General features: G+C 45.5%; 13 protein-coding genes and 1 pseudogene. 5 read left to right on the forward strand and 9 right to left on the reverse strand.

The genetic code is table 11. The features are described from left to right. Positions 1-96 precede the first annotated feature (96 nt). Positions 97-1,005: a hypothetical protein gene (locus MHN02_RS12455; protein ID WP_239246421.1), complete on the reverse strand. Its 909-nt coding sequence runs from the start codon at positions 1,003-1,005 to the stop codon at positions 97-99. Between the two features lie 305 nt (positions 1,006-1,310). On the opposite strand from MHN02_RS12455, the gene add reads away from it, so the two are divergent. Both add and MHN02_RS12465 read left to right on the forward strand, forming a co-directional pair. Further along, entirely contained in the window at positions 1,311-2,306 is a 996-nt protein-coding gene (add, locus tag MHN02_RS12460) for an adenosine deaminase (protein ID WP_239246423.1), read from the forward strand. Between the two features lie 141 nt (positions 2,307-2,447). Further along, positions 2,448-3,878: a glycosyl hydrolase family 28 protein gene (locus MHN02_RS12465; protein WP_239246425.1), complete on the forward strand. Its 1,431-nt coding sequence runs from the start codon at positions 2,448-2,450 to the stop codon at positions 3,876-3,878. Positions 3,879-3,963: 85 nt separating this feature from the next. Here MHN02_RS12465 and MHN02_RS12470 read toward each other — a convergent pair whose 3' ends face one another. From MHN02_RS12470 to MHN02_RS12485, 4 genes and pseudogenes are all read right to left on the reverse strand, one after another. Next, positions 3,964-4,533 carry a class GN sortase gene (locus MHN02_RS12470; RefSeq protein WP_014979953.1) on the reverse strand — a complete coding sequence of 190 codons (570 nt, stop codon included), beginning with the start codon at positions 4,531-4,533 and terminating at the stop codon, positions 3,964-3,966. Between the two features lie 43 nt (positions 4,534-4,576). Further along, positions 4,577-6,760 (reverse strand): marine proteobacterial sortase target protein, encoded by a 2,184-nt coding sequence (locus MHN02_RS12475; protein ID WP_171337803.1) that lies wholly within the window; start codon positions 6,758-6,760, stop codon positions 4,577-4,579. 104 nt (positions 6,761-6,864) lie between these two features. After that, positions 6,865-8,025, reverse strand: a pseudogene (locus MHN02_RS12480) (MFS transporter). 162 nt (positions 8,026-8,187) lie between these two features. After that, positions 8,188-9,141, reverse strand: a complete 954-nt coding sequence (locus MHN02_RS12485; RefSeq protein WP_014979950.1) for a YihY/virulence factor BrkB family protein — start codon at positions 9,139-9,141, stop codon at positions 8,188-8,190. A gap of 398 nt (positions 9,142-9,539) precedes the next feature. Here MHN02_RS12485 and MHN02_RS12490 point away from each other — a divergent pair, with 398 nt between their 5' ends. From MHN02_RS12490 to MHN02_RS12500, 3 genes are all read left to right on the forward strand, one after another. After that, the gene (locus tag MHN02_RS12490) at positions 9,540-10,094 is read left to right on the forward strand and encodes a type 1 glutamine amidotransferase domain-containing protein (protein WP_239246427.1); all 555 of its coding nucleotides are present in this window, start codon (positions 9,540-9,542) and stop codon (positions 10,092-10,094) included. A 14-nt stretch (positions 10,095-10,108) separates the two neighbouring features. Further along, positions 10,109-10,801, forward strand: a complete 693-nt coding sequence (locus MHN02_RS12495) for an SDR family oxidoreductase (protein WP_239246429.1) — start codon at positions 10,109-10,111, stop codon at positions 10,799-10,801. A gap of 272 nt (positions 10,802-11,073) precedes the next feature. Next, positions 11,074-11,961, forward strand: coding sequence for an SDR family NAD(P)-dependent oxidoreductase (locus MHN02_RS12500; RefSeq protein ID WP_239246431.1), 888 nt, complete (start codon positions 11,074-11,076; stop codon positions 11,959-11,961). A gap of 67 nt (positions 11,962-12,028) precedes the next feature. Here MHN02_RS12500 and MHN02_RS21825 read toward each other — a convergent pair whose 3' ends face one another. From MHN02_RS21825 to MHN02_RS12520, 4 genes are read right to left on the reverse strand one after another with little or no spacing between them, the layout of a single operon-like run. Beyond that, positions 12,029-13,444: an ATP-binding cassette domain-containing protein gene (locus tag MHN02_RS21825; RefSeq protein ID WP_239246433.1), complete on the reverse strand. Its 1,416-nt coding sequence runs from the start codon at positions 13,442-13,444 to the stop codon at positions 12,029-12,031. Further along, on the reverse strand, positions 13,441-14,310 hold the full coding sequence (locus MHN02_RS12510; protein WP_239246435.1) for an ABC transporter permease: 870 nt from the start codon (positions 14,308-14,310) through the stop codon (positions 13,441-13,443). Before MHN02_RS12510 ends, MHN02_RS21825 begins: the two co-directional genes overlap by 4 nt. Continuing rightward, entirely contained in the window at positions 14,307-15,290 is a 984-nt protein-coding gene (locus tag MHN02_RS12515) for an ABC transporter permease (protein ID WP_239246437.1), read from the reverse strand. The genes MHN02_RS12510 and MHN02_RS12515 overlap by 4 nt, the downstream gene beginning before the upstream one ends. A 2-nt stretch (positions 15,291-15,292) precedes the next feature. Then, positions 15,293-16,900, reverse strand: a complete 1,608-nt coding sequence (locus MHN02_RS12520) for an ABC transporter substrate-binding protein (RefSeq protein ID WP_239246439.1) — start codon at positions 16,898-16,900, stop codon at positions 15,293-15,295. Between the last annotated feature and the right edge of the window lie 99 nt (positions 16,901-16,999).

The following is a 16,999-nucleotide window of genomic DNA, read 5'->3' on the forward strand; positions in this document are numbered from 1 at the left end:
TTGATTAAGTTAGATTCGCACGTATTTGACTGTCATAACGAGCTGTACTTAACCATTCAGCAAGTCACCCTATCTCAAACTGTAAGGAGTATGCATTTACACTGAGATCAATGAAGTGATGTGCGCGGCTAGACGTTTAGGTTCAATATAAGTGTCGCCTTTACAGTTGTTTACGACGCTTAATAGCTGAGTAAGTAAGTGTTTATTCGCTACGTTCCGCTGACATATAGCGTGAACGGTATTGAGTTCAAGTGTACTTGCTAACGCGTACACACCTTTCAAATTGCGATTCATTAGAAGCGTGTTTAACACGCGGTTAGCGGTGTATCGACGCCACGCCATATGATAGCTGTCGAAATCGCACGTTAAGTCAACACTTAACGCTACACGAAGCGCCCAAGACAATGGGCGAAAGTGTAAAAGATGTTCGGTTAGTAAGAATATTTCAAGTGCGTGGTCAACAAACAGTGACGGCTTCGCAGTATCGCTTAGCTCAATAATGGGGAATAGCCCTTCAGCAGCGAACATAGACTCTACGAATTCAAAGGTGTAATACCCGTTACCATGAAGAGCAAGAAGGCATGTCTCAATTTCATCGAGAAGCGTTTCATCGAGGGTATTAGCAATGTCTTGAAGCGTTAGGTTATCTAAAAACTTCGCAATGTTCGGGTAGAGGGCATTAATCTCAGCCCATTTACTTTCTTTTGAATGACGTAAGGCTCTCTGATATTTGAGAACGTCGTCATGCCGTGTTAAATCGATTTGGGTGTGCAATTCGTTTCTCGAATAAATCCATCCTGCCCAAGCTATCATTGGCGAGTCCGCTAATCCAAGTGCGTGGAGCTTGTTGAGCGAAGAACCTAATGAGCATACCGCTTCCACCAAGCCATGGGCTGCCTTTACATCATTCCCCATAAAATCGGGTTCTTCTTGCATATGTTCGAATGAATACACGCCATTACGCCAGCCTGCTAAATAGCAGCCTTCTATACATTTTCCGCACATGACTGTGCTCCTGTTAGTGTTTTTTGGTGATAATGAAGAGGCCTGTTGCTCTTTAGTGGTATTTAGCCTGGTGAACAAGGCGTACACCTAAGAGTAACTGGCTCCTTACTATCGAAAATTGAGAAAAGTGATGAAGAAAAGCATCGATAGAGTGAAGTTAGATGCCTAGAACGAACTTAAAACAAATTTTGTTTCAAAAAAAGCACTGTTTTGTCCCGTTATAAAAAAGTTATTTTCTGCAAGAGTGCGAGGTTTACAGCGTCAAGTGGTATAGTAGGGCTTACGTCTTAACCCATCGTATTTCTATGATAAATAAAAATTTTCCATTACTTGATTTACATCGTCATTTAGATGGCAATGTGCGTCTGCAAACCATTCTGGAGCTCGGTCAGCAATTTAACATTTGTTTGCCAGCTTATTCGTTAGAAGGCTTGCGACCGCATGTTCAAGTAATGGAGATCGCCCCCGATTTGGTGTCATTTTTAGATAAGCTTACTTGGGGCGTTAAGGTGTTAGGCAGTCTCGACGCCTGCAAACGGGTGGCGATAGAGAATGTAGAAGATGCGGCTAAGCAGGGTATTGACTACACAGAGCTGCGTTTTAGTCCTTATTTTATGGGTGAAAGTCACGGGCTACCAACTCAAGGTGTGGTTGAGGCCGTGATAGACGGTGTAAAAAGCGCAGCTAAAAATCACGATGTTAAAGTTAATCTCATCGGTATTTTGTCGCGTTCTTATGGCGCAAAAGTATGTCAGCATGAGCTAGATTCAATCTTGGCCTGTAAAGCGCATATAACTGCAATTGATTTGGCGGGAGATGAAAAAGGCTTTCCTGGCAACATGTTCATAGAGCACTTTACAAAAGTGCGCCGCGAAGGGCTGCCTATCACAATTCATGCAGGTGAAGCAGTAGGCCCACAGAGTATTTGGCAAGCCATTAACGACTTAGGTGCTGTGCGAATAGGGCACGGCGTTAATGCTATTAATGATGCTAAGCTAATGGACTATTTGCGCGACAACCGTATTGGTATTGAAAGCTGTTTAACCAGCAACGTATTGACGAACACGGTCACATCATTAACTGAGCACCCGTTAACAACCTTTTTGGAACACGGCATACTCGCCTGTCTGAATACCGACGATCCGGCAGTTCAAGGTGTAGAGCTAGATCATGAATTCTCCGTTGCAGCTAAGCAAGCTGGCCTTATGCCTTCTCATATTAAACAAGCGCAAGAGAATGCGCTTGCAATTGCTTTTTTAAGTGAAAGCGAAAAAGCCGCACTTAAGCGCAAAGTAAACTAATCCGAAAGATAAAAATCGTGCCGTGGTTAAGCGGACAGTAACATTATTTTGATTAATAATGCCACCGGTGGCATTATTGTCGTGATGTGAATATTTTGTTTCTTAAACGTAATCAGTTACGACTTAAATAATGGAGCTTTTATGCTGCGCTTTATACCTGATGTTGACCGTTCTATGAGTAGCTACCCCAGCCGTTTCACACACCGCCGGGCTTTGGGATGGGTGGCGTTTATTGTGACCCTTCTAACTTGTTCCTATGTGTCGGCATCTACAGACGAAGACTGGAAAATTGCTGAACAGATTGTAAATCAGATTCAGCTGCCGAATATTCCAAATGAAAAATTTGTGGTTGATGTGAGTGATACTTCACTAAGCGCAGCGCGAGCGCCAATTCAAAGTGTAATTGACGAGGCTTCGGCCAGCGGCGGCGGGATTGTTGTTGTGCCCAAAGGAACATGGCAAGTAGACGGTCCTATTCGTCTTAAAAGCAAAGTGAACTTGCACCTAGAGGAGGGCGCTACTCTGCTGTTTTCCGGCGACCCTTCGCACTACCTACCCGTGGTTAAAACCCGTTGGGAGGGTACTGAGGTATTTACCTATTCACCGCTAATTTATGCGCTAAATGTGGAAGATGTGGCCATTACGGGTAAAGGCACTATCGACGGAAATGCCCAATCGGCGTTCATTGGCTGGTATGAGAAACAAAATACAGATATGCATGCGCTTCGTAAAATGGGGTTTGATGGCGTTCCAGTAGAGAAGCGTCAGTTCGGAGAAGGGCATTACTTGCGCCCTCCGCTTATTCAGTTTTTCCACGCCAAGCGTGTGCTGCTTGAAGATTATACAGCCCTGAATTCCCCGTTTTGGGTTAATCACCTGGTTTATACGTCTCACGCTACGGTGAGACGAGTGAAGGTAGAAAGTCACCTGTACAATAACGACGGGTTAGATATTGAGTCGAGCCAGTTTGTGCTTGCTGAAGATAATCACTTTAGAACCGGTGATGACGGTATCGTTATTAAGTCTGGCAGAGACGCAGACGGTCGAAATATAGGTATACCTAGCACAGACATTGTTGCACGAAACAATGATTTAGGCGGGGAAGACGGCATTGGTCTTGGTTCGGAAATGTCGGGCGGCATTAAGCGCGTATTTTTCGAGAACAATGTCTTGCATGAGGGAGACTCAGCATATCGTTTTAAAAGCAACTTAGACAGAGGCGGGCGCGTAGAAATGGTTCGAATTAGAGGCAGTAAAGTGGCTTCGTTTAAGCACTTATTCTGGTTCCAGCTAAACTACCCAAGTAATTTACACGGTAATTTTCCGGCTACCTATACCGACATTATTATTGAAGATTTAACGGTAGAAAATGTAGGAACGGTTTTGGAAATTCACGCTCCAGACGCAGCTCCTGTGCATAACGTTAAGTTTAAAGACATTAAAATTAAAGAAGCAGAAGAAATTCTTATCCTAGAAAATGCCGACGATATTAGCTTTGAAAATGTCACCATAGGTGAGCAAATCTGGAACGGCACGTTTTCTTCGCTGCACATTGAATCTGTTACTCGCTAGAAAACAGGTTAAACGCGATAGGTTGTTCGCATTGGTCCTTTATTTTCGCCGTAACAAGCGGCTAATTAATTGTAGGCGAACCTATTTAGGTTCGCTGGCTTTCAGTTTCGACCAGCTCAACAACAAGGCGTAAATTACTTTGTGTTGATACCGCATTAAATGGGTAGCAGGTAACTAAATAGAGCTGCTGCCCATTTACATCTACTTTCATTGCCGAGGCGGCATCGACTATCGTCTTCGATACAACCCGATAGGTTACCCACTGTGAGTTCGGCAACTGCAATTGCATAATATCTCTGGCTCTCACCTTCTTTAAGAACGTGAAGTGAGTATCTCTATGCCCGCCAATCACACTACCACCCTGTCCGAGTGGGGGCGAGTCGGTGTGGTGTCCAGGGCCAAATGCAAGGGCGTTTCCCTGTGCGCCTTCTAGTACATACAGCTGCGTTTCGCTTTTGGCATGAACCAGCTTGCCCACTGGCCAGGTATCAGACCAACGCCAAGGCTTCTGGTTAGCACCAGTGGTTAGCGTTTCTTCCCACGAAGATTGAATCAAATACTGCGCGAGCTCGGCTTTCAGTAATATCCAGCCAGCTTTGCCAAAGCTGGCTGTGGCGATCAAGACTAAGATGATGGTAAAAGAGTATTTAATCATTGTTTGTCCAAGCAATATTCAGTCAAAAAATAAAGAAATGAGCCTAAGGTGCTAACCTCGTTCCCCCTTTGTTTCGCAAAAAGGCGATGCTGTGAAAAAGCGACAATAAAAGCATGGCAATCATGCCTAATACGACATGTTCAGATACACCCGCTGCGGTTTGGGGGTAACTGATTTGTCTGAATTGCGTTCCCTGTGGCATTAAGTTTCTTACGTTTTCGGTGGAAGAAGGTATGCGCTGTGTATTTGCTATTTTTTCTTCAATAGCAACGAAGCTGGTGAACTCTGTTATAAGTTTATGGGGCAGGGCTACAGCAAGAATGTCCTGTTTTACTTCATCTACATTTCGCCCTAACGCTTTTTCATCCATTAACGCCGCCACTTTCTTTCTTGCCCACGCAGTCGCTACGCCAATGTGTTGGGTAGAACCTGTCGACGTTGGCGATATTGCTACCGAACTGGTCCACTCGCGAGTGGTGCCCTGCTTGTCTACTAGTGTGCCTTTAAGGGTTATTTTTCCGCTTGTACCGGCGTTATGAGGCAGTTTCACATTCAAGAGCAAAGGTACTCCCGCGTATAAATCAGGGATCTTAGAAGGGTAAATCTCTGCTGACTGTGCATAGCCAGCTGGTAGAGTGAGGCTTAAATTACTCAACACAGGGCTTTCTAACTTATAAAGCAAGCTATCCATTTGCTGTTTAATATCTGCAGTATTGCTAACAAATACATAGCTTCCGCGACCAAACTGAGCGGCTCGGGTCATAAAATAACTATTGGGCGCGCTGCCTATGCCTACTGTAAAAAGGCGCGCATCACCCAGTTCGTTCTTTATTTGCGAGAACAATGCAGCTTCATTGCCTACCGCCCCATCGGTGATAAAGACAACTTGTTTTATAAAGTTTTCAGCTGTCGTGGGTTTAAGTGCGGCATTAAGCGCTGGTGCCATTTCAGTGCCGCCCCCTGCATTGAGGTGCTTTACAAAGTTCCTCGCATATTGCTTGTTTCGTGTTGTTCCCTCTACCGAGGTTTCAAACAAACGCGTGGTGTCATTGTTAAATGCTACAACATTAAATCGGTCTTTCTCACTCAAGCGGTCTATCGCTAATTGTAAACTCTCTTTTGCGTCGACAATTGGCCGACCTCCCATAGAGCCTGACGTGTCGATAACGAAGGTGATATCGCGATCAAAATCCTGTAAATCTTGGCTCTTCACTTGTGGCGGCATTAGCATAACAAGGGCGTAGTCATGCTGATCTTTTGATTCAGTGAAAATAGCTGCTTGTGGTGCACTAGAGGGCGAAGGCTGCCACTCTAGCCAAATGTCTCGGTCCATTTTGATATTGCTTTGATTAAAGGTGACAAGATAATTACCTGTGGATTCTGACCAATTCACACGGTGATTTCTGCTAGTGACGCTATTAAGCGTTAAACCAGTATTTAGTGTTGCGTTGAACGTAAGTTGCGGGCCTTCATTGCCTTCTCTCATATAAGGCGTGATAGCTCTGGCATCGGGTACCTGATCTGTGGGTTCTCCCCAACCTGTACCTGATATTTCAGCCACTGTATTCTCGTTAAACTGATTTAGGGGAATGCCGGGCGAATAGCGAGGAGTGAGCGTAGTAGGCAAGTGAAAAGTAAATTTTCCATCGCGGTAGTCTACCTGTTGGACGTACTGAAGTGTCACCGTTATTTCCTCACCCGGCGCTATATTCGCGACCTGCTGAGTAAATAAATTTGGGCGTTGTTGCTCTGTTAAACTGGCTTTCTTTCCCGCTTTTTTGGCCGCTTCAAATGCTTCTTTCGCTTCTGCCTTCGGCTTAATTTGCCCCCGGATTATTCTGTCTCCTATTAGCATTTCCATACTGTTAATCGCCGCGTTTTCATTAAGCGGAAAGGTATACACAGCATGCTTCCATTCATTCCTAGTGTTAGTGAATTTTTGAGAATAGGTAACGTGCGCAATCATGCCATTCACCTGTAAATCCACGTCAGTTGAATGCAATAGAGCGGGGGAATACTCACCGTCCACGCTTTGCAGCATCAATTCGCCAGACTCAGCGCGACTTAGCGGGCTAACTACTATGCCAAGCAAAAAGCAGAGGAAGGAAGTAAGGATAAGCAACCTGTGATTACGCGGCTTGGCTGCATGTTGCCGTTCCCTAAACCAAGGTTTGTGAGTATTGGCAGGCGTTAAATAATCCCGTTTGGGTGTTTTGGAAAATAGCATCAGGTAAGCTCGCTTTAGTATCGACACTTACCATTAAGCGCCCTGAATAGGGCGAATTGTGAACAGAGATTATGGCAATCTAATGGGCAATGGTGGCGAAGGTGTTACTCGCCTGCCATGGCGCGACCTTTGGTTTTAACACTGGCTATCAGCATATAAATACTGGTAGCAAGTAAGCACGCAAATAAGTAACCCATCAACCCTTGAGGGCCGACTAAAAAGTTATCGGCAATAAGTGGGCCTACTACTGAACCCACGCTATAGCTGAAAAGCATGACCTGTGTGGCGCATACAATGAAGCTAGCATCGAGTTTGTCGCAGGCGAGATTTATTGCCACTGGGTATAGGGCAAATATTGCCATACCTAATAGAAACAGACCCGCTCCCAAAGCGTATATACCACTAACCGCTGCGGTTAATGTTATGGCGGCGACACCCAGTAAACAAAATAGTGCCATGAGTAACGTGCGGCCTAACTACTTGGATAACGCAGGAATTAAAGGTTGAACTGCCATAGCGCCTAAAATAATTAAGGCCATTAAGCTACCCAAATCGTCATGAGCAATGCCGCGGTTTAATAGTTCAAGGGGCATTAAGCCGTAAATGGCACCTAGGGTTAAGCCTGACACTATGCAACCAATAATTGCGGCATGATTTAGTTTCGATATTTGCTTTAGCGACAGTGGCGTACTGTGGGAAGATTCAGGCTGTTCGCTCTTTGCAAACAAAAGTACGCCAATGGCTAAAATCAACATGGTGAAAATGGCAGCAAAAGGAAGCATGCCGCCTACGCCAATAGCGCCAATACCTAACTGACCTAAAGAACTTCCCCCGTAAAGTGCGCCCATGTATAAGCCTAAACGTTTGGCTCTATCAGCTTCGTCGCCGTGTAAAAGCCACGACTCTACGATAACAAATACACCCGCTACAGCAACGCCAGCCACTAACCGAGCCACAAGCCAAACTGCGGTGTGAGCAAACAAAGGCATTACTACAATAGTTAGTAATAGTACGCCTAAACACAGCGCAAAACCGTGCTTGTAACCAACGCGGGTTACCAACGGTTCAATACTAAGGGCACCCACTAGTAGTCCAGCGTAAAAGCTGCTAGCCAGCCAACTGGCGATAGCCGTGTCTAGGTTGTAATGGCTGAGCATTAGTGGGATCAGACTCATCAAATAGCCAGACGCAACTGCGTAAATACCCAGCGCAATAACGGGAACAGAAACCCGCGCTTTGGCTGGCGGGATAAGGGTGTTGTCCAAGGTAATGCCTTACATTAAAGGAAAGAGAAGATAATTTCGCGGCGCGAATATGAGGCAAATTCTGATATAGGTAAAATGAAAAGAAATGCTCGTAAAGATGCTAAAAATTGATGGTGAGGAAGGCGCTGCTAGATAGTGCATGCGCCTTAGATAGTTTAAGCATTAGCGCCTTAAATCATCCGGTGTATGATCTGCCACAAATGCGTTTCTTTCGCCCATAGGTTTATCTTCTCCTACCGTACTGTCCGCGGAGGTTTGTAGCTCTATCGACGAGTTTACCTCTGCACCAATTAGAATGATATACGCGGTTAAGTACAGCCACATAAGCAAAATAATAATGCCCCCAACGGATCCGTAGGTTTTGTTGTAGCTTCCAAATTCATTGAGGTATATCGAAAAGCCATACGAGGCTACTACCCATAATAAGGTGGCAAAAACTGAACCCGGTGTCACCCAGCGCCACTGGGCTTCTCTTCGGTGAGGGGCATATCGGTATAGGGCTGAAAGCGCAATATTAAATAAGGCCAGCATAACTGGCCAAGTCACCCACATGGCTTGCTCGGTACTAAGGGCACTTGACGTCATCCAGTTTATTGCTTCGGGTAAAATGGTGATGCAGGCGAGGGACACAATTACGGTAAGGATCATAAATATGGTGCACGTAATGCGCGCTAGAATACCTTTGAAAAAGCCTCTTCCTTCCGCCTCGCTATAGGTAATGTTGCATGCTTTTATCAGTGCGTTGGCGCCTTTGCTACTGCTCCACAGTGACAAGAGCAGAGTAAATAAAAAACTCCAGCCTAATGCAGTATTCGACTTCTCAGTTAAATTTTTAAGCTGTTCTTCAATGATGTAGCGACTGTCATTTGGCACCACGTTTACCAGCAATGCCATGTGGCGTTGCAGTTCATCGGGAGAGACAACAAGCCCATACAAGGCAATAGTTGCCCCTAATAGTGGGAAGATAGCCAGCAAGCAGTAAAAGGCAACGCCAGCAGAGATAAGAGGAATGTTGTCTTTTTGCAGGCTAGTGAAAATACGCTTTGAAATACTCCACCAACTTTTCAAAGAAAGCTCGAATGCAGATTTAGCGTGGTTGAAACGTTCCTTGCTCATGTGTCCTCATGTTTTGCCTAATCGATAGAACTCTTAAAGCTTGATACATGAAAACTTCGCTGTCGGCTTACATCAACTTAAAAAAGGAGCGAGAAAGAAGCTCTGTAAATCGTTCACAAAATCTGAATATGTGCGTGACTATCAATGTTGATGAAAATGTTGTTTTTTCATTTATTGTAATTCATTCAATGGCTTACGTTTGTTGGTTTGGGTGGTTTGTAATTTGCACCTCCAAAAGCATCCTAGCTAGATAGTAAGAGCTAGGTTATGCCATGCACAAACTAACGCGTTCACCTGATGGGATTTGCTAAAGGTGGTAGGCGGACAGTTATTCTCGTCGTGTGGCGACCCCTGCTTTTACTAGTTTTACATTTCGTCTTTCAAAAGGAGTGAACATTATGAGCAACACCCAAAACCTTAAAGTCAAAAAAATCGCTATTTTGGCAACTAATGGTTTTGAGCAAAGCGAGTTGATTCAACCAAGAGACAAGTTTATTGAGCAAGGTGCTGACGTTGATGTGCTATCTATTGATGATCAGACAACAATTAAAGCATGGGACGAAGACAACTGGGGAAAAGAAATTAACGTTGATAAACAAGTTACGTCTGTAAACCCTGAAGATTACGATGCCCTTGTGCTACCCGGCGGTCAAATCAATCCCGATGTGCTGCGTACCAATGAAGATGCTGTTGCCTTCATCAAAAGTGCAAACAGCGCGGCAAGTATTAAAGCTATAGGTGCTATCTGTCATGGTCCATGGTTGCTGGTGGAGTCTGGGTTAGCGAAAGGTGCAACACTCACTTCGTTTCCTAGTATCCAAACAGATCTCAAAAATGCTGGTGCGACCTGGGTTGATAAAGAAGTGGTGACCCACTCAAAACTAGTCACTAGTAGAAACCCAGATGATATTCCAGCTTTCGTAAACAAAATTAGTGAAATGGTTGCCCAGTAAAAAGGAGGAAGTGTATGTCCACCGCAGCTACAAATAAAAAGGTTATCGCGATAACGGGGGCTTCCAGCGGCATTGGCAAAGAAACGGCAAAGCAACTGGTAAATAACGGTTTTAACGTTGCCCTTTTAGCAAGAAGTGAGGACAAACTGCGTGCCTTAGTCGAAGAGCTTGGCAATGATGTTGCGTTCGCTGTAAAAGCTGACGTAAGCGACTTTAATGAGTTAGATAAGGCGTTTAAACAGGTAAGCGAACATTTCGGTCGTATTGACGGCATTTTCGCCAATGCAGGGCGCGGCGCGAAAGCCGCCGGCATTGAAAAGGGGGACGTAGATGACTGGGATGGCATGCTGGGCGCAAACGTAAATGGACTACTTTATACCGCAAAAACCGGATTGCCGTACCTGCGCGATACGCAAGGCCACTTCATTATTACGTCTTCGGTCGCCGGTCGAATAGCCCTGAAAGGCTCTGTATATGGGGCAAGTAAGTGGTTTGCTTATGGTTTCGGTCAGAACCTCGCAGAAGAAATGCGCGAGTGGGGCGGCCGCTGTACAACTATCTGCCCTGGCATGGTGAATACGCCATTTTTCGATGAGCCTAAGGAAGATAAGCTTCAGCCAGCGGATATCGCAAAATCGGTATTGTTTGCCCTAAACGCAGAAGAGTCAGCCTGCGTTCGCGAGGTTTATGTTATGCCGGCGAAGTAAACGAACTGACCACGGGCAAGAGATAGTCTATTCAAGCAAAGGGCAGGGTTAGTCACTGCCCTTTTTTATTTGCCCCGCCTGTACGTTTAACCTGACTTATTAATTTCATGAAGCTATTCAAATTAGCCAAATAAAGTATTTTCCCCATCCTGTTACCCCTAATCTAGGTGTGTAGATAAGCGCTAGTTGAGTGAGATAGGCGATTGCAAACTCCTCATTGAAATGGCTTTCCCAAAGGGCCCGCGGCGCAATAACAATAACAGGAGAGTAAGATGTCTAACGAATTTACGGGTAAGACCGCTATTATTTCTGGCGCCGCTGGCGGCATAGGGTTAGCGCTGGCAGAGGCATTGGCAAGGCAGGGTATGAATATCGTCATGGGCGATATTGATAATGCTGCATTAACCGAATCGGGTAACGACTTACGTGAGAAAGGTTTCGATGTATTGACTTGCGCCCTTGATGTTACCGATTACGCTCAGTGGGAAGATATTGTAGCTAACGCCAAAGAGAAGTTTGGCAAGGTTCATATGGTCATCAATAATGCTGGCGTTGGCGGTACGCCGGGGAAAGTTGAAGATTCGGAGCATGAGACCTGGCGCTGGGTAATGGACGTCAACGTTATGGGCGTACTCTATGGCGCACAAGCATGCGTGCCAGCTATTAAAGAGCACGGCGAAGGAGGTTGGGTGCTAAACGTGGCGTCGATGGCAGGAATGATGGGCATGCCATATGCGGCGGCCTATTGCGCATCAAAGGCTGCGGTTGTCTCTATGACGGAAAGCTGGGTACCAGAACTGAAACCTTTTGGAATCCATACTTCTGTATTGTGTCCAGCATTCGTGAAAACCCGCATTCACGAGTCGTATAGAAATAGGCAGCAAAAATATGCAGTAGCCGCTGAAAAACGCATTGATAAAGAGAAGCTTAAAGCCGGAGCTCAAGCAGCCACTAAAGCAGTAGAGTCGGGAATCGATGTCTCTGTGCTAGCTGAACGCGTGATAGAGGCGCTTCAGTCAGAGCAAACTTATATTTATACCCACCCGAATTATCGAAAGGTCACTACGGCGCGCTTTAGCGCGATTGATAGCGCCTTTGTCGATGCTGAGCAGAGTCAGGCTGTTGGTCATCTTATTGATGATGAAATCGTGACTTTTTAGTTCATTCGCGGCTACGGTTTGCGTATAAACACACGAAAGAGCCCTGAATCTTGTCTTCCAAAAGCCGTTATATAACGGCTTTTGGTGTTGTGAGAGTCTGAAGGTCAATGACGCGGTCACAGACTTTTTCTAGCTGTGTTCTATCGTGGCTGATAAAGAGCACCGTGCAATTTTCTTCTCTGCATTGATCGACAAGTAAGTGAGTAATTGCCTTACTTGTAATGGGGTCGAGCCTAGATGTTGTCTCGTCAGCTATAAGTAGCTTGGGCTTTAGTAGCAGCGCGCGCAGCAATGCAATGCGTTGAAGCTCACCTCCACTTACCTCAGAGGCGCTGCGCTCAAACAATCGCTGGTTAAGGCCTAGTTGAGATGAAAGTAAATCGGCACGCTTTTTAGACACCTTGTGAAGCTTTATTACGTCATCAATCAATGATTTAAGCGTAGTGTGATCGGCAAATGAACTGGGGGGATCTTGATACAGCTTTAGGGTTTGATAACGGTGTAAAAGCGTATGAAACGCAATATTGCCTTGATAGGGTAGAAGCCCAAGTAGAGCATCACCTAGAGACGTTTTTCCACTGCCGCTATCACCACAAAGCCCGACAATTTCGCCTTCCCCTAAAGAAAAACTAAGGCCAGTAAATAGTGTACGGTTACCTCTCATAATTGTGAGATCATTCACCGATACCAGCGGTGCAAACCTATGCGTTTTTTTTGTGGTAGCCGTCCAGTGTTGCGGAGCCGACGCAATAAGGGTTTTGGTATAGTTTGAAGACGGGGAGGACAGTATCTTGCGGGTATCACCTGTTTCAACCAGTTTCCCGTTTTTAAGCACCATACATTTACCACCCAGTGCCTCTGCCACTGAAACATCGTGCGTAATGGTAAGTAGCGTACCGTCGTTAGCTTTTTGCTTTAGTTGCTCAATAATATGATGTTTGCGTCCGGCATCTAGCCCTTTTGTGGGTTCGTCGGCTAGAAATAAAGGTGCATTAGTCGCTGATGCACAGGCAAAAGCAACACGCTGTGCCATTCCACCGGAAAGTTGAGAAGGGACCTTATCACTGTCGTCTTTAAGAGCCAGGTTTTCTAGCTGTGTCTTCGCACTCTTTTGTGCTTCGCGAGCACCGTTACCCAATGTAAACCGAAAAACTTCGGCGACTTGCTGGCGAATTTTCATCATTGGGCTTAGAGAATGCCATGGCTCTTGCGGCAGCATAGCAATGTCTCGCCCCCACAATTGTTCACATTCACGTAGGTTGGCACGAAGCATATCTACACCGTTTACCAGAACATTTCCCGTAACCCTCAGTGCAGGTGGTAAGTCGCCCATAATTGCTTGCGCTAGCAGACTTTTACCTGCCCCGGTTTCACCCAATATAGTCAGTGTCTCGCCTTGTTCAAGGTTAAGGGATAGATCCTCTACAATAATGGTGTCTTGCGCGTAAATTGATAAGTGTTCAATAGCAATGTATTGGCTCACAGTTTGCGCTCCAATGCATCACTCTTTGATAGTCTACTGCTGCTGTCAAAAATGAACTTATTTAAACGAGGTGTTTTGTCACTCTTCGCAGAAAGTAAGTGAAAGCCCAGTACGAGAACGAATAGGGTGGAAATAGGTTGTGCGAGCAGCCAAGGTGCTTCGTGATAGTATGGAAAGAGCTCAACTATCATCAGCCCAAGCTCAGGGCTGGGTGGTTTTAAACCAACATAAACGAAGCCCACCGATGCCATGGCGATAATTGAGGAGGAGGCACCAAAAGCAGCAAGTGATAACACGTCTTGTCGAATGGCGGGCCATATATGCTTACTAAATAAATAGCGTTTTGGAAAACCCATTAGCGCAGAGTTTTCCAGTGCAGGGCCTGTCACTACTGGTAGAGTGATAGCACGTACCAGCCTGAAGTACTCGACGGCCAGTACTAAGGAAATGGCTAAATACAGCATAATGAAAGAGCCTGGTACTAGCGCCGCGAAAAGAAGAATAAGTACCAGTCCGGGGAGCGCCAATATTGTATTGGCAATGAAATTCAACGTCGTATCTACCCAACCTCTACACCACGCTGCAATTACGCCCGTTAGCACGCCAATGATTGATGAACTTAGTACACACAGTGCAGCGAGAGAAAGTGATATGCGCAGACCCTCTGAGATTCTGGCTAACATGTCGCGTCCGAACTGATCTGTACCTAACCAATGTTGCGCACTTGGGGCTTCGAGCACTTGCTTTAAATTTTGTTGATTACCGTTTGTTCCCAATAGAACAGGCTCGCCCAACGCAAGTAATAAGAGCAGCATCAAAAGTGAAAAGCCAATCAATTTTTCAACAGGTAAGGCGGGTGTCTTCATTGGCTATGTCCTCGATTTTCCCTCACCCTTGGGTCGAGTGCATACTGACTTAAATCGACTAGTGTGTTGACCAATACGAATAACATGCCCATCAGCAAAGCTGTGCCTTGTAACATAGTGATGTCGCGGGCAAAGACAGCATGGGAAAGTCCGTGTCCTATGCCGGGCCAAGCAAAAAGGCTTTCAATCATAATTACGCCTTCAATTAACCCGATAAGCTGTATGCCCATGAAGGCTAGAGCAGGTATTACAACGTTAGGTAGAGCATGGCACCTAAACGCCTCTAGAGCGCTTAACCCTTTTATCTTGGCGAAATGGAAATAACCTGATTGAACCGCATTAACAGTACTATTGCGAATTACGCGGTTTGATATAGCCGCCAGGCTTAACCCTAAGGTCATTACAGGTAATATGGTATAAACAAAGCCTGAAGAGCCCGCAACTGGTAGCCAGTTGAGCTCTAGTGCAAAAATAAAGATGAGAATTAGCCCCAAGCAAAAGACCGGTTGAGAGCGCACGAACGTGGAAAGTACTAATGCTGTTTTATCAAAAAGAGAAGCACGGCTCTTAGGAGTATTTTCACTTTTTCGAGCGCTTCTGATGCCGCTATAAATTCCGAGAGGAAACGCAATTAATGCGGATACCAGAATAGCGAGTCCAGCGAGAACAAGGGTGTAAGAAAGCTGATTTTGTAGCTCAACAACAATGGGGGCACCCGTGACCAAGCTATTGCCTAAATCCAGAGAGGCTAAATCAGTCATCCAGCTGACGTACTGCTCGAAAGCGCTTCTGTGCAGACCAAGTTCTTCTGCTACGGCGTTAGCGGCACTTGTACTTACCGCATCGTCACCGTAGCGGCCAGCCGCTATTTTGTAAGCCATATCTCCAGGTAGTGAACGGGTTATAATAAATGTGAGTGTGCCTACACTCCACGCCATCAGTACAGCTTGAAGCAGCCGTTGAAGTAGGATCTTTCTCATTATTATGGGGCTATTCTCATTTGAGATACGCGAAAAGAACGCTCGTAAGGGTCGAAGCTGAAGTTTCTTAGTCGGCTAGATGTCGCCGTTTGCTGCACATAGTACATAACGGGGATAAGAGGAACGTCTTGCTGAACTTCTTGCATAATTGATGATATCAACGATTTGTAAGCGTGTTCATCCGTGGTGTGACTCAAGGTCTTTAAATCGCTAAACACTTTTTCATTTTGCCAGTTCATTGGCCCCCAATCGCCGCCTTCTTTTGAAGAAAAGTCAGCCAGCATTATACCGAGAGGGTCTGGGATGTTAGCAAAGTTACGCGCCATAAGTGCAGTTTGCAATGTACCATCAGCATGCCCTGAAGGAATGGCACTTACATTTTCCATATGGACAGAGAGCTTCACTCCAATGCTAGCCCACTGATCTTGAATTGCCGTGGCAATGGTAATGAGTTCTGGGCGATTGGCATAGGTAATCATATCAAGCGTTAAAGGTGAGCCATCTTTGTAGCGCACGCCATCCTCACCCACTAACCATCCCGCGTCGGTTAGCAGCTGTGCCGCTTTTTTCCTATTTAATAATAAGTCGCCGTTTTCAACGCTATTTTTAATTGTTGGATTATTGTCAGCGTCACTCATTGAAATAGTATTGGTAGCATTATCTGTAGTAGAACGAATATGCCAGTCTCGAATATTTGGGCCAAATAGCTGATCAGCAGAGATATTCGATATACGCATTACGCCAGATGCAATGCCTTTTCTGTCAATCGCTAAACTCAGTGCCTGCCTTACTTTTACATCTGAGAGGATAGGATGGCCGCTATTTAACTTAACTAAAGTGGTGCGAGGGATCCTGTCGCTAAACACGTTTACGTTAGAGTCAGTGCGCAACATGCTAACCGCGGCAGGGTCGAGGTTGTACACAATATCTGCTTGCCCCGTTCGTACCATAAGCGCCCGCGTTTCAGAGCGGTGACCCGTTACGTACTCAACGTTTTCAATAACAGCGGGCTCGCCCCAATAATTGTCGAAGCGTGTGGTTGTAATATTGTGGGGTGGTTCAAAGTGCGTAATCTGATAGGGGCCTGTACCTATTAAGGTTTTAATTCGATTGAACTTGCCGAAGGTAGCAGGTGCCACGATCGCAGTTGCATAATTACTTAACAGGGAAGGGAAAGGACGGTAACTTTGGTTCAAGGTGAACTTGATAGAATATTCTGATACCACCTCCATGTTGGCGATCATATCTTTTGAAAATGGCGTTGGTTTACCAAACGCGACCGAAAGGCTTTTGTAGACGGCGTCGGCGGTCATTAACGTGCCGTCATGAAAATACACATCAGGACGTAAATTAAATGTCCAAACAGTAAAGTCCTCATCATTTGACCATGAGCTAGCAAGTCCTGGGATAAGCTGACCTTGGTTATCCACGTCTATGAGAGTTTCCAGAATTTGCATTCGCGTAAACATGTAGCCGGTACTTGCCGGGTCGTTATTGACTGGTTCAAAAGGACCACTGATCAGAATTTTGTTTGTAGGTTGTGAAGGTGTGCAGGCACTAAGTAGAACGCTGGCAACGGCGAGTAAAATTGTTAGATGTCTAATCCGCATATCAGGGCGAGATCGCGAACATTATTTGATCAAATTTAACTGTTAGTTGACGACCTGGTCTGGCTATGATCATATGCTCTCTTTTTGGGAGCACCACAA

Origin of the sequence: Alteromonas sp. CNT1-28 (genome assembly GCF_022348345.1) — a bacterium.
GTDB classification, from domain to species: domain Bacteria; phylum Pseudomonadota; class Gammaproteobacteria; order Enterobacterales; family Alteromonadaceae; genus Alteromonas; species Alteromonas macleodii.